The sequence below is a fragment of the Rothia sp. HMSC067H10 genome (assembly GCF_001810635.1).
GTDB classification, from domain to species: Bacteria; Actinomycetota; Actinomycetes; order Actinomycetales; family Micrococcaceae; genus Rothia; species Rothia dentocariosa.
On the sequence record NZ_KV802311.1, the window covers coordinates 70903 to 84168 of the forward strand.

Annotated in this window: 12 protein-coding genes; 4 read left to right on the plus strand and 8 right to left on the minus strand. The window is 53.8% G+C overall.

Annotation, left to right across the window (positions count from 1 at the left end; translation table 11 throughout):
* The first annotated feature begins 68 nt into the window (after nt 1–68).
* Both HMPREF2756_RS04890 and HMPREF2756_RS04895 read left to right on the plus strand, forming a co-directional pair.
* The gene (locus tag HMPREF2756_RS04890; protein ID WP_070618903.1) at nt 69–707 is read left to right on the plus strand and encodes a carbonic anhydrase; all 639 of its coding nucleotides are present in this window, start codon (nt 69–71) and stop codon (nt 705–707) included.
* A gap of 232 nt (nt 708–939) precedes the next feature.
* The gene (locus HMPREF2756_RS04895) at nt 940–2346 is read left to right on the plus strand and encodes a class II fumarate hydratase (protein WP_070618907.1); all 1407 of its coding nucleotides are present in this window, start codon (nt 940–942) and stop codon (nt 2344–2346) included.
* A 143-nt stretch (nt 2347–2489) separates the two neighbouring features.
* Here HMPREF2756_RS04895 and HMPREF2756_RS04900 read toward each other — a convergent pair whose 3' ends face one another.
* From HMPREF2756_RS04900 to mca, 7 genes are all read right to left on the minus strand, one after another.
* The gene (locus tag HMPREF2756_RS04900) at nt 2490–4241 is read right to left on the minus strand and encodes a pyruvate dehydrogenase (protein WP_070618910.1); all 1752 of its coding nucleotides are present in this window, start codon (nt 4239–4241) and stop codon (nt 2490–2492) included.
* Between the two features lie 335 nt (nt 4242–4576).
* Nucleotides 4577–6556: an S-layer homology domain-containing protein gene (locus HMPREF2756_RS04905; protein ID WP_070618913.1), complete on the minus strand. Its 1980-nt coding sequence runs from the start codon at nt 6554–6556 to the stop codon at nt 4577–4579.
* Nucleotides 6557–7110: 554 nt separating this feature from the next.
* The gene (locus HMPREF2756_RS04910) at nt 7111–7632 is read right to left on the minus strand and encodes an NUDIX hydrolase (RefSeq protein ID WP_004006086.1); all 522 of its coding nucleotides are present in this window, start codon (nt 7630–7632) and stop codon (nt 7111–7113) included.
* Between the two features lie 41 nt (nt 7633–7673).
* Nucleotides 7674–8207, minus strand: a complete 534-nt coding sequence (locus tag HMPREF2756_RS04915) for a prepilin peptidase (protein ID WP_070618916.1) — start codon at nt 8205–8207, stop codon at nt 7674–7676.
* Nucleotides 8208–8213: 6 nt separating this feature from the next.
* Entirely contained in the window at nt 8214–9032 is an 819-nt protein-coding gene (uppS, locus tag HMPREF2756_RS04920) for a polyprenyl diphosphate synthase (protein WP_070618919.1), read from the minus strand.
* A complete protein-coding gene (locus HMPREF2756_RS04925; RefSeq protein WP_246825846.1) occupies nt 9019–9330 on the minus strand; it encodes a hypothetical protein in 312 nt (103 codons plus the stop codon). Before HMPREF2756_RS04925 ends, uppS begins: the two co-directional genes overlap by 14 nt.
* A 216-nt stretch (nt 9331–9546) precedes the next feature.
* Entirely contained in the window at nt 9547–10509 is a 963-nt protein-coding gene (mca, locus tag HMPREF2756_RS04930; RefSeq protein WP_070618926.1) for a mycothiol conjugate amidase Mca, read from the minus strand.
* A gap of 197 nt (nt 10510–10706) precedes the next feature.
* Here mca and HMPREF2756_RS04935 point away from each other — a divergent pair, with 197 nt between their 5' ends.
* Both HMPREF2756_RS04935 and greA read left to right on the plus strand, forming a co-directional pair.
* Complete coding sequence (locus tag HMPREF2756_RS04935) at nt 10707–11168, plus strand: DUF4307 domain-containing protein (protein ID WP_048778515.1); 462 nt, start codon at nt 10707–10709, stop codon at nt 11166–11168.
* Nucleotides 11169–11336: 168 nt separating this feature from the next.
* Nucleotides 11337–11834, plus strand: a complete 498-nt coding sequence (greA, locus tag HMPREF2756_RS04940; RefSeq protein WP_004006080.1) for a transcription elongation factor GreA — start codon at nt 11337–11339, stop codon at nt 11832–11834.
* 94 nt (nt 11835–11928) lie between these two features.
* Here greA and ilvA read toward each other — a convergent pair whose 3' ends face one another.
* Nucleotides 11929–13221, minus strand: coding sequence for a threonine ammonia-lyase (ilvA, locus tag HMPREF2756_RS04945; RefSeq protein WP_141747821.1), 1293 nt, complete (start codon nt 13219–13221; stop codon nt 11929–11931).
* Nucleotides 13222–13266: the final 45 nt, after the last annotated feature.

A 13266-nucleotide genomic window follows, 5' to 3' on the forward strand; every position in this document is an offset into this window, starting at 1 on the left:
TAGCAAAATGTACGGTCTGCTTTCGGTAAAATAGAGGGAAGATACCTCTCACTTTAAGGAGCCTGCTCATGGGTTCTCGTCCGGTTCAACCCACCGCTGAGTATGTGTTGGAACGCCTGCAGGAGGGTAACGCACGCTTTGTACGGGGCGAGCTTTCGCATCCGCACCAGGATATGGCACGTCGCGACGAACTCACGGGTGGACAATTTCCTATCACTACGATTTTTGGGTGTGCGGATTCGCGTACGCCACCGGAACATATCTTTGACCTGGGTCTTGGCGATGCCTTTGTGGTACGCACCGCAGGGCAGGTTCTTGATGAAGGTGCCCTTGGTTCACTGGAATATTCCATTACCCAGTTCAAGACGCCGGTACTGATCATTATGGGCCATCAGTCTTGTGGAGCTGTTCAGGCTACCTGCTCGTCGGTGGAATCGGGGCAGCTTCCGGGCGGATTTATTACGCGAGTAGTTGAGACTATTCAGCCTACGGTGCTGGCCCAAGAACTTCCCCACGGCGAGAAGCCAAGCCAGCATATGAACGAGATGGTACGGGCTCATACGTCTGCGACAGTTTCCCGTCTGCTTCAGGAATCGCGCATTATTGCCGATGCAGTTGCTCGCGGCGAGACCATTGTGCTGGGCTACTTCTATCATTTGGATTCCGGCGCGGTCGATATTGTCTTTGACTCGCGCGAGATGAAGTAGTTCCCATGCGTTTTATATACGAAGGAGGCGGTGGTCGCTGCCTCCTTCGTGTTATCTACCCGAGAGAACCAACATAACCCCAGAAGCTCCAACAGGCTTTACTTGAGTTCATACGGTACCGCCACACAACCCCACAGCGTGGTGAGTATCATCATGCACGGTATTTCCCAAATGTTCCGATTTTTACACGAAGGGTATGAAAACCCGCCATTTTGCGCCCTAAACTAGAGTTATGGCTGAAAATATTGAATACCGCATTGAACATGACACCATGGGCGAAGTTCGCGTGCCCGCCAACGCACTCTACCGTGCACAGACTCAGCGCGCGGTCGATAACTTCCCGATTTCGGGGCAGACCCTCGAATCAGCCCATATTCGCGCTCTTGCCCTCGTTAAGAAGGCAGCCGCGACCGCCAATGAGGAACTTCAGGTGCTCGATGCTGAGCGCGCCCAGGCTATCCGCGAGGCGGCGGATCTGGTGGCAACCGGTGAGTACGACGAGCATTTCCCCATTGACGTCTTCCAGACCGGTTCGGGCACCTCGTCGAATATGAACACCAACGAGGTTCTGGCAACGCTGGCAACCCGTTCCCTGGAATCACGGGGCATTGAAGTTCACCCCAATGACCACGTGAATGCTTCTCAGTCTTCCAACGATGTTTTCCCCACCTCCGTTCACGTTGCCGTGACCGAGGCACTGGTCAAAGAGCTGGTCCCTTCCCTTGAAGTTCTCGCTGCATCGCTGGAAAAGAAGTCCGCAGAGTTCAAGGACGTCGTCAAGTCCGGACGCACCCACCTGATGGATGCAACCCCTATTACCTTAGGCCAGGAATTCTCGGGCTACGCCGCTACCGTACGTTACGGCATCGAACGTGTGAACGCTTCCCTGCCCCGTGTGGCTGAGGTTCCCCTAGGGGGCACCGCTGTGGGTACCGGTATCAATACCCCGGCGGGCTTTTCGGCACGTGTGATTGAGCTGCTTGCTGAAGAAACCGGTCTACCCCTGACTGAGGCACGTAACCACTTTGAGGCGCAGGCAAACCGCGACGGTCTGGTTGAGGTTTCCGGTCAGCTGCGCACCCTCGCATACGGTCTGATGAAAATCAGCAACGATATCCGTTGGATGGGTTCAGGCCCGAACACCGGTTTAGGCGAGCTGCACATCCCCGATCTGCAGCCCGGCTCTTCCATCATGCCCGGCAAGGTAAACCCGGTGATTTGTGAGGCTACTATTCAGGTTGCGGCACAGGTAATTGGTAATGATGCGACCATCGCGCTTTCCTCCACCAACGGAGCCTTCGAGCTGAACGTGGGCATTCCGGTGATGGCGGCTAACCTGCTCCAGTCCATCCGTCTGCTCGCCAACGTTTCTCGCGTGGCGGCTGAGAAGATGATCGACGGCCTGAGCGCCAACGTAGAGCGTTGCCGCTTCCTGGCGGAAGCATCGCCCTCGACCGTAACCCCGCTGAATAAGCTCATCGGGTACGAGGCCGCCGCAAAGATTGCCAAGTATTCCGTGGCAAACAAGGTCACTGTGCGCGATGCCGTGGTGGCTTTAGGCTACGTTGAACGCGGTGAAGTCACTGAGGCTCAGCTCGACGAAGCCCTAGACGTCACCAAGATGCTGGGAAACTTCTAAGCCGAATAATTTCGCAGCAACGTATACGATCGTTAAAAACTCGGGTGTGGCGATACCTGCCTCAAGGTATCGTCACACCCGATTCTTTAGCACCATTTTAGTGCCCTGATTCTAAACGCCTATATGTGGTTTGGTGCATAGTCTTAGCTGAACTGCCTCCAGGCAGATACATTACGCAGATTTGACCGAGCCATCGCCACAGCCTCAGCTGCCCCGCGATTCAATGCAATTTTAGAGAGTGAAGTGGCAAACCCAACAATCTGTTTTGCCTCTACCTCCGGCGGCATTGAAAGGGCATTGGGGTCAGTGATGATCTCAACAAGAGAGGGGCCCTGGTGCGCAAGCGCGGTCTGAAATGCGCCTTCCAGATCCTCGGCTTTTTCAACACGTTGTGCTTGAAAACCTGCGGCAGCTGCAATATCCGCATAATTGACGAGAGGCACATCTACACCGAAGTCTTCAAACCCTTGGACTAGCTGTTCAAGCTTCACCATGCCCAATGTGGAGTTGTTGAAAACCACAATGGTCAGCGGAAGGTTGTACATGGATGCGGTAAGGATATCTCCCAAAAGCATGGACAGTCCACCATCGCCCGAGACCGAAATAACCTGACGTTCGGGCATAGCGACCTGTGCGCCCAGAGCCATCGGCAACGCATTTGCCATGGAGCCGTGAAGGAAGGATCCCAGCAGGCGGCGTTTACCGTTAGGGGTAATATATCGCGCGGTCCATACATTGCACATACCGGTGTCGGCGGTGAAGATAGCATCATCGGCAGCTACCTCGTCCAGCACAGCCGCAGCGAATTCGGGGTGAATCTTTCCTTTGGAAGGATTGCGGGTATAAGCGCCGACGACCTTCGTCATGATCTTTTCGTTTTTCTTCAAAAGCTTCTCAAGGAACTTGCGGTCGCTCTTACGGTTCACATGAGGGATAACAGCCTTTAACGTTGCCGCAACATCCGCTTCTATCAGCAGGTCGGTATTGGTACGGCGTCCTAAGACTTCGCCCGCGCGGTCAATCTGGACGGTCTGCACGTTGGGCAAAAATTGGTCATAGGGAAAATCGGTTCCCAAGAGAAGCATCAGGTCAGATTCCTTCATGCCCTCAGCCGCTTCACCATATCCCAAAAGACCGGTCATTCCCACATCGAAAGGATTGTCGTACTGAATGTATTCTTTACCGCGCATCGTGTGTCCTACGGGAGCTGCGGCGAGGTCGGCAAGCTGAACAACCTCGTCATGCGCCCCGGCAACACCGGCGCCAGCAAAAATAGAGACCTTTTCGGCGGTGTTAATCCGATCAGCAAGATCGCGCACAGTCGCTTCATCAGGAATAATAGTACCGGGGCGATAATCGCCCCAGGCGGGTACACTATCGACGGCATCCTGAATTGCAATATCTCCAGGAATCGTCACAACAGCTACCCCACCACGCGCAATGGCGTGGCGCATCCCGGAGTTGATGATGCGTAGCGTCTGGTGCCCTGAAACCGCCATCTCGTTGTAGACCGAGCAGTCTTCAAAGATGCGTTCGGGGTGAGTCTCCTGAAAATATCCGGTACCGATCTGCTCGGATGGAATATGAGAGGCAATCGCCAGAACGGGGGCGTGAGAGCGCTGTGCATCGTAGAGACCGTTGATGAGATGGGTGTTACCCGGCCCGCACGAGCCAGCACATACAGCAAGTTTGCCAGTCACCTGCGCCTCAGCGCTTGCGGCGAATGCGGCGGCTTCTTCATGCCGCACGTGAATCCAGTCGATACCGCCGTTCTGCGTGCCGCCCGAGGCACGTACCGCATCCACAATAGGGTTCAGGGAATCCCCCACTACCCCGTAGATACGCTCAACGCCTGCTTCGATGAGCTGAGCAATCATTTGTTCTGCTAAATTCATAGTCGTCTCTTCGTCTCCTCTATACTCTTCAGGTAGAAAGCACCTTTAGAAAAGCGTTTTCTAAGCATTAAGCCTATCTCAGTTTCTTATCTAATTACAGGTCTTGCTCTTGAGAATTCCTGGGCATATATGAGTGAGAAAGATACATATGTAGCTGTTCATGAGGAGCGGAGAATGGCGGTTGTAGTCACGCGCATACTCATAGAATTTCAGACATACGCTCAAAGGCCCAAGTGGTGGGAGGTTTCTGCCTAGTCAGAAACCTCCCACCATTTGGGCTTAATCCGCACTGCACGGGCGGATAGATAAATCTCTATCTCAGAATTTTGCTCGGTCTATTTGCCTTGTTCGTACTGATAGATGAGTTCCGCGAAGTCGGCGCGAGTAACGGCGCCATCGGGCTGGAACCAGCTTTCAGACCAGAAAACTAGGCCCTTCTTCTTCAGCCAAGTACTCTCCCGGTAGAACGGGGAATCAGCCGTCATATCGGCATACAGGGATTGTTCCGGTAGGTTCACGCCAGGTTCCCCAGCGTAACGGTACAAAAACGCAGCCATACTGGCGTGAGATGCAGCCGCCTCGGGGCGGAAATGACCGTCACTCCAACCGAAGCTGATACCGCTTTCACGTGCCCAAATAATCTCCCGGTAGTGCGGGTGTTCCGGGGTAACATCCACATAGGGAGACTCCTGCGGAAGAGTAACATGAGGGCTTCCTGCCAGGCGGTAGAGGGCCACAACGGATTGTTCGCGGGTTATAGCATCGTAGGGGCGGTAATAGCCGTCCGCGCTATCGACAAGCTGCCGCTGCGAAGCCCAAAGAATCGCATCACGATGTGCGGTACGATCGCGCACATCCTTGAAATCCGATTCGGGTGTAGGTTTCTCACCGGGTGCGGGTTTGGGGTTTGGTGCGGGTTCGGGGCCCGGCTGGGGCTCTGCCGGTTTGGGATTTGGAACCGGTTGATCCGCAGTCGTTAACGGGAGCTTTTGGTGGGCTTCGAAGATAACATCGTCCTTCGGGTCCTTTGGATATACCCCCGTACTAAGCTCGTATACGTGCCCGGTTTTGAGGGTATTCGCGGGAATGGTGAAGGTGGTCTGGAAGGTACCGTCGGTAAAGCCATCGTAGAGGTCTTTCTCTTCCACCCGGTAGGTATAATCCACTGGATGAGTGAGAACCGCGCCCGTTGGTTTGCCAGTCTTCTGGTCTATCTCGTTAATAACGAGGTTCATACTCTGACCCTGTATCTCGGCGTTGCCAGAGCCGTAATATCCAGTACCGGTCACAGTAATCTCGGTATCGATGGTCGGGTTCACAGCGGGAACGCTCACGTTCAGCTGCGGTGCTTTACTCTCCGAGGAAAACTCAACATCCAGGTATTCAGTCAAAGCGTTGTTTGCCAACGTTCCGTCGGGATTGATGACCTGGGTTCCGATGCGGTAGCTGCGGCGTGCATCCAGACCTGCCGGATAGGGAAGCGCAGTTTCAAAGAGGCCGCTCTGCGAGAGCTCATCGGCAGAAACTTTCACCGATGACACGGTTCTTTCCTGAGTAACAACCTGACCTCTGGGCCAATCACCCTCAATAAGAGAAACCTGCAAGTATCCGCCTTGAGGAATAAACTTTGGGTCATAGCCGGTACCGCGCACCTTCACGGAGTCTTCCACCAACGAGTTAGGCTTACCCTCGACTTCCAGATTGGTGTTCTGGCGTGCGACCAGCACCGGTGCCTGGGTGTTGTATGCCGTGGTGGGCAAGATTTCATATCCTTGCGCCTGCTGCGTTGTCGAGGTCAGGGTACTGCTGACGACGTAATCGAGTTCCGGATGGAATTCGTTCAGCGGCAGCGGCTGGGTATTCAAATAGACCTCAAAGGTTCCGTCATGAATCTGCGATGCGGGAACATTCACATACCCCAGGTTATATACGCCGTATTCCGTAGTGAAATATGGGGAATTAGCTGGTGTATCTGAAGGGGTAACTTTGAGGCTGACCTGCTGATCTGCCGCCACACCGTAGAAACCGGTTCCTTTGATTTTGAGCGTCTTCCCGTAGTAGGGGTTGACTTCATCGGGGGTTTCGACCACGAGCTGCGGAGTTGCTTGAGGTTCCTGATCGGCCACAACCTGCGGGGTCACCGTAGCGGTGGATACAGGGGTTGAAGCACCAGGATCAGTGACAGCTCCCGCTGGGGTCAGCGGAAGCACTAAAGCGCCTGCCACCACGAGGGCACAGGCGCTACGTCCGAGAGCATTTCTGGCTCTTCCGGGCGATTCGTTAGGTGAATTGTTTGTAGGGTAGATAAGAGACATTATTATTCTCCATTTGTATAGATGTGGTTGGGAGTGAGCGAGTTAAATCTCTCAACACTCATATTCACCTTATCAAAGCTTTAACTCAAAATACAGGGTTTTCCTATTTAAAAATTTCTTCTGACACATAATTTAATTTTTATCCTAGCAATGCACACACTATAAATATTACCCACCCATCCAACCTACTTCCCTGAAATATCAACGATATATACCCCATAAAGCAACATATACTTTTCATAAATACACCACATGCTCATTATCACAATGTTATGCACAGGTTTATTTTTAACGGTGTGTTGCATCTGAAAAATACATAGATATTTTCGGTGGTAATCTTCTATAATTTACAGATTTTAGATTTTTACAAGAAGCCGAAATTAATGCATAAAACCCCCATTTTTATTTTTTCTCAGATATGAACAACGGTAAATACGAGAAAAATACTTAGATACAACCTTGGGAGTACACACGGTCTCCAACGCATCACACACAGGTATACACAGGCGCGCAGCTCACTTGCCTTGAGGACACGAGAGGGAATAATTTAGCGATTACCGAGAGGATTCAGGTCCATCTTTGGGTGCGTGAGATACATAGTCAAAACGGCAATGTCCGTCATAGTTCAACGCCGCATCAATGCGGTCAAGCATCCGCTCAGAGAGCATAGAACGCTCCTGAGGATCCGTCACATCTACCCATCGCACCTGGGAAGATTCCTCGTCATTCACTCGTGCCTGTCCGGATACCCACCGGCACAAAAACGTGTGATCTAAAAACTGGCAGCGATCCCCGTTGCTAAAGCGCATCGCGGGGTCAGCCTTGACCTGAGCAAGCTCTAGAACCTCAATACGCACGCCCGCCTCCTCATAGGCTTCACGTATGCAGGTAAGCGCCGGGTTCTCGCCAGGATCGACAATACCCGTCACGGGAGTCCACCTGCCGTTATCGCTGCGTTTAACCAGCAGTACCTTGCCATCCTCATCGCGACGGATCACTGCGGTAGCGCCCGAAAGCCATAAATATTCGTGACCAATTTTCTTGCGTAAATTCACGATGTACTCGGGGGTAGGCATCAAAGACCCTTTCGTCGATCGGTGGTTTTGGCCCGAGGCCTTTAGAACGATAGGAATGAGTAGCTTGGCACCAAAACCGCCGCTATCATTCCTATCAGCATAAACGGTCCGAAGGCTATGCGGGTGCGCCGTGTAACGGACCTGCTCAGTACCAAGACCACGGTGCATAATCCGCCCACAACAAAGGTCACCAACGTCGCCCACAATAGGTTAGCCCACGAGAAGTAGCCAATGAGCCCGCCAAGCGCGAGAGCAAGTTTCACGTCCCCTCGGCCCAGCGCCCCGAAGGAGAGCATCCTCATCAGGACGTAGAAGGCCCAAAGTACAAGACCACTCCCCCATACACGCAGGATAGTTCCCCACTGACCACTCAGAGCAGCAATAACCGGCAAAGCGGTGTGGGTGGCAAACACGAAAGGAAATACGATGCGGTTTGGTAGCCTGTGTTTCCGCAGATCCCAGCCCCATAGTTTTACCGTGCACCCAGCTGCGTACAGCAGATAAAGAATCAGCAGAATACCGGCGATACAGCCGGATACTCCCTGTGTAAAGAGTTTCGAGAGTTCTTGAAGCATGAGTGGCTAAGATCCAAAGCGGCGGGTGCGACCCGCATAATCCCGCAGGGCACGCAAGAAATCTACCCGCGTAAAATCAGGCCAGAGAGCCTGGCAGAAATAGAATTCCGAGTAGGCGCTTTGCCAGGTCAGAAAGCCCGAGAGGCGCTGCTCACCAGAGGTACGAATCAGTAGATCAGGATCGGGCATATCGCGGGTGTACAAGCGACGCGAAATATCCTCGACGTTCAGGGTACCTGCCAGATCGCGCATCGAGCGGCCCTGAACCTCGGCGTCAAGAATAAGTTCACGCACCGCATCCACAATTTCTTGGCGTCCGCCATAGCCAACCGCGATATTCACGCGCACCCCTGGCAGGGGCGCGGTCTCTGCTATAACCCGCTCCAGGGTGTTGCGAAGCTCGTGGGGAATAAGGGAAACATTACCAACCGCGTGCACGGGTCCCTGCTGCGCGGTATGCAGCCGCTGCAAAAATTCGTCGATAACGGCAATAAGCCCGGTAAGTTCATCGGCGGGTCGGTTGAGATTTTCGGTCGAGAGCATATATAACGTGACCTGAGGTATGCCCAAATCGGCGCACCAGCCCAGAAAGTCAATGATGCGCTCGGCCCCCGCCGCGTGCCCCTCACGGGTGCTCAGCCCCCGCTGTGCGGCCCAACGCCGGTTGCCGTCCACCAGCACACCGATGTGTGTGGGAAGCATCTGCGGGGTTAAAGAAGTTGCCATAGAGCGTTCATAGACGCTCGGTTCCGGGGAGGTTCCCGGTTCAGAGGGAACCCCGTGCACGGTAATAACGGGCAGCGCCAGAGTATCAGCGGGTGCCATGCTGATCGTCCTCGGACTCTGTATCCTGCTGGGCTTGGGCTTGCTCGGCCTCTTGAGCGGCTGCATATTGTGCACGGTACCGCAGACGGCGAGTACGCCGGGTCATGTCGATACCAAGAATAATGACGAGGAGGGATAGCGCCGCAGTCGCAAAGAAACCGCCAATACCGGGCGAACCTGCAACAGACCCATCGGGGTTGGCGGCTGGGGTGTTATCTGCTGCAAGCGCAACACCGTGAGCGGCAAATGCCACAAGGTCGGGGGCTGTGGCGAGCGTATCAAGAATGAGGTGGCTCATGACTATCCTTCTGAACATTCCGGTTTCTAGCGGTAAGCCGGTCATGTGTGATTGTCTAAGTCTTCATTCTACCGCGTGACATCTTGTATATTCCCGCCTGAGGTTCATGTTTCAGCTGGGAATGCGCCAAGAGTTTAGCTATGTTCACAGTACTCAAGGCCTGCAAGCCTCTGCATCGCCAAGGGGCACCGCATGATCGCTTGCGGAGGCTATAGGCTAGAAAAATATACCGTCACTCAGGGAATGCTCCGGCAGAGTTACCGGCACCCGCGAGTCGATAAGTGTATAGTCCTCCCAGGGCCAAATATGCTTCTGCTCATCGGTAGAGATCGCAAAGAAAATACCTTGCGGATCCACCTGTGAGGAGTGCGATAAAAGCGCCTGATCCCGATGGATGAAGTAGTCACTGCAGAGAATTCGCGTGGTGGTTTCGTGCCTGGTGCCGTCTTGTGCATCATTGAAACGGTGCGCCATATGTTCGATGAAACCTTCAAACACGCTTTCACCTCGCTGATCGAGCAGGTACTCGTGCAGAGCGACGGTGCGTTCAGGGTTGAAGGCACGATCATAGTAAAGCTTTAGGGGTTTCCAGGGCTCGCCTTCCCCCACGTATGCTTCGGGGTCACCAGCCTTTTCGTATGCCTCGACGGCAACCTTATGAGTCATGATGTGGTCGGGGTGCGGGTATCCTCCCACCTCGTCATAGCTGAGAATAATATGAGGCCTGTACTCGCGTACGAGTCTTACCAACGGTGCGGCAGCCTGTTCGAGAGGCAGTGTACCGAAGCTGCCGAAAGAAAGTGGGGGAAGAGGGTCGCCTTCAGGCAGACCGGAGTCCATGAACCCTATCCATCGATGTTCGATGCCTAAAATCTCAGCAGCACGAGCCATTTCGGTGCGGCGTAATCCGGGCAGGTCACGGTGTGCTCTGGGAGCGTTACGAATTTCTTCGTTGAGGATGTCCCCGCGTTCACCGCCTGTCATAGTGGCAACCATATAGCGGGCGCCGCGGAAGGTATAAGCGGCAGCAGTCGCGGAACCTTTAGAGGATTCGTCGTCCGGGTGAGCGTGGACGGCTAGGATACGCAGCCCTGCGTATTCCTCATCAAGAGGTTTAAGATCCTGCACTGCGGGATGTTCAGGCAGAATTGCTTTGATTTTTTCTAGCGCGTCGCTCACGTTAATCCTTATGATGACAAAGGGCTTATACTGTGGGGTTTAAAATGGTAGAGATTAAGAGCATCTCCTAAAAGTGTAATCATACAGAAATAGCGCAAGAAAACCACCCTAAATGAAACATTATGACGGTGTAAAGTATCGTGGTACAGGCCATCTTCTGTACCGTATCGTCCACTAGACACCACGAGAAGAAAGCTATGACAGATCCTTCACACACGCAGGCGAGCGAATCGGCAGCTGCCGATTCTCATGCCGATGCCCTAGCGCAGCGCTACGGCGCTAAACCTGTTCGGCAGCGTGCTCTCTCCACGCGAATGTGGGTGCTTCTTGCTGCCTGTATTACGGTTGTGGCGGGCGCTTTTGTGGTGTGGGTACAGATGGATTCTCAATCCCGCCCGAGTGCACGCGATACCGGGTTTACCCTCATTAGCAATGACGAGGCACAGGGGCGTTTTGAACTCTCTAAAAACCCACAAGACACCGCGGTTTGTTCGCTTAAGGCGCTTAATTCTTCCCGTGTTGCGGTGGGATGGGCCGACGTCGAAATTGGTCCTAACAGCGCCGAGCAGGGCAACACCCGAGTCACACAACACAGCGCGAACCTGCGCATACTCTCGGAGGCAACCACGGTTACCGTGGATTCCTGTCGGCTTAAATAGCCGTATCACACCCACGATTCGGTGAGCGCTCAGCGAAATGATACACGCCCTAACACTCAGATATTTAGGGCATGTGTACTTTCTGCCCTAAAATAGGGTGATACTTTCCAGGGGAGAACCCCCAGACCAACGCGCCGGTTTATACCGGAGCATAACCAAAGGAGAAGCATGGCTGAAAGCAACGGCGCATGGCTCACTCAGGACGCATACGATCGGCTGACTCAGGAGCTTGAATATCTCTCAGGTCCGTATCGTCAAGAAATCGTTGACCGCATCGCCGCCGCTCGCGACGAGGGAGACTTGCGTGAGAACGGCGGATACCATGCGGCACGCGATGAGCAGGGTAAAAACGAAGCTCGCATCAACCAGCTTAAGCATCTTCTGGAAAACGCCCAGGTAGGAGACGCCCCCAGCGATGACGGTGTGGTTGCCCTCGGCATGGTTATTGAGGCCGAAGTAGCTTCCCGTTCTATGAAGTTCCTGCTGGGCTCTCGCGAAATTGAGGAGACTCTGCCCGCTAACTCTGATTTGAAGGTCTTCTCGGAAAAGTCTCCGATGGGTGCGGCGATTCTGGGGGCCAAAGAAGGCGATGAAGTCACCTATCTTGCTCCCAACGGCAAGGAATTGACCGCGAAGATTGTTTCAGTCAAGCCTTTCCAGGGCTAGAGTCACGAAGCTTTAAACGCACGGTGGGGTTCGGTTATATGACCGAACCCCACCTTTATATCCTGTGGTTTTATGCCAGATGACCTCTCAAAAATTAGTACACCACGATGGGTTTGAAGCCTTCTTCCTCCAAGGCCGAGATAACCTGACGGCAGTGTTCCACACCTTTGGTTTCCATATCGATCGTAATAGAGACATCGCCCATCGACAGAGAACCGCCCACGCGCGTGTGATCCACGCCGGTAACATTCGCATCGTTCTCCGAAATGATGCGCGAGATCGTCGCCAGCTCACCCGGACGGTCTGAGAGCATCATCTTAATCGTCATATACCGACCCGCCGCCGAAAGACCACGCTGAATCACCTTCAGCATGAGCATCGGGTCAATATTGCCGCCCGAGAGCACACACACAACAGTTCCCAAATCGCCGTATGTTTCCTTGAGTTTGCCGTTCATGAGCGCCGCCACCGGAACTGATCCGGCGGGTTCAACCACCAGCTTATTGCGTTCCATCAAGAAGATAAGGGCCCTGGCGATATCGTCTTCACTCACCGTCGCTACATCGTCGACAAGCTTCTTGATAATGGAAAACGGCAACTGACCGGGGCGCCCCACAGCAATGCCATCTGCAATCGTCGAGACCTTCTTCAGCGGGACAAGCGCATCCGCAGCCAAGGAAAGCGGATATGCCGCCGCATGCTCAGCCTGCACACCAATAATGCGGATCTTTTTACCTAACTGTTCTTCCTTCGCACGGACCGCCGCCGAAAGACCAGCGAGCAGGCCGCCTCCGCCAACACCTACAATGATGGTATCGACCTCAGGCACCTGTTCCAGGATTTCCAAACCGATCGTTCCCTGACCCGCGATAATATCTTCATTATCGAAGGGATGCACAAACACCGCGCCGGTTTCTTCGGCATAGCGTTTTGCTTCAGCCAGCGCTTCGTCCACGGTCGTACCATGCAGTTCGACCTCGGCACCGTGGTCGCGGGTTGCGGTTACCTTCGGAAGGGCTGCACCTAGAGGCATGTATATACGCGCCTTGATACCCAGTTTCGCCGCTGCAAGAGCAACACCCTGCGCGTGGTTACCCGCAGATGCGGCCACCACGCCACGCTTCTTTTCTGCATCGCTGAGTTTTGCCATACGCACATAGGCACCACGTACTTTGAAGGAGCCAGCACGCTGCAAATTCTCACACTTGAAGAAAACTTCCGACCCCAGTTTGAGGCTCAGAGCACGAGAATGCGCCACAGGGGTTCGCTCGATAACCCCGTCGAGGAGCGACGCTGCTGTCTCGATATTCTCCAAGGTTACGGGTAGGTCGGTTAGGTGTGCGTTCACATCGGATCCGTTCTGTACGCTCTCATCAGCTTCTGCCATCTATTTTAAGCGATGAAGAAGCCTAATACAGAACAGAAAAGCCCG

Excerpts from the sequence above, each read along its gene's own strand:
- HMPREF2756_RS04890 (WP_070618903.1), top strand. The coding sequence starts at position 69 with ATGGGTTCTCGTCCGGTTCAACCCACCGCTGAGTATGTGTTGGAACGC.
- HMPREF2756_RS04895 (WP_070618907.1), top strand. The coding sequence starts at position 940 with ATGGCTGAAAATATTGAATACCGCATTGAACATGACACCATGGGCGAA.
- HMPREF2756_RS04900 (WP_070618910.1), bottom strand. The coding sequence starts at position 4,241 with ATGAATTTAGCAGAACAAATGATTGCTCAGCTCATCGAAGCAGGCGTT.
- HMPREF2756_RS04905 (WP_070618913.1), bottom strand. The coding sequence starts at position 6,556 with ATGTCTCTTATCTACCCTACAAACAATTCACCTAACGAATCGCCCGGA.
- HMPREF2756_RS04910 (WP_004006086.1), bottom strand. The coding sequence starts at position 7,632 with ATGCCTACCCCCGAGTACATCGTGAATTTACGCAAGAAAATTGGTCAC.
- HMPREF2756_RS04915 (WP_070618916.1), bottom strand. The coding sequence starts at position 8,207 with ATGCTTCAAGAACTCTCGAAACTCTTTACACAGGGAGTATCCGGCTGT.
- uppS (WP_070618919.1), bottom strand. The coding sequence starts at position 9,032 with ATGGCACCCGCTGATACTCTGGCGCTGCCCGTTATTACCGTGCACGGG.
- HMPREF2756_RS04925 (WP_246825846.1), bottom strand. The coding sequence starts at position 9,330 with ATGAGCCACCTCATTCTTGATACGCTCGCCACAGCCCCCGACCTTGTG.
- HMPREF2756_RS04935 (WP_048778515.1), top strand. The coding sequence starts at position 10,707 with ATGACAGATCCTTCACACACGCAGGCGAGCGAATCGGCAGCTGCCGAT.
- greA (WP_004006080.1), top strand. The coding sequence starts at position 11,337 with ATGGCTGAAAGCAACGGCGCATGGCTCACTCAGGACGCATACGATCGG.
- ilvA (WP_141747821.1), bottom strand. The coding sequence starts at position 13,221 with ATGGCAGAAGCTGATGAGAGCGTACAGAACGGATCCGATGTGAACGCA.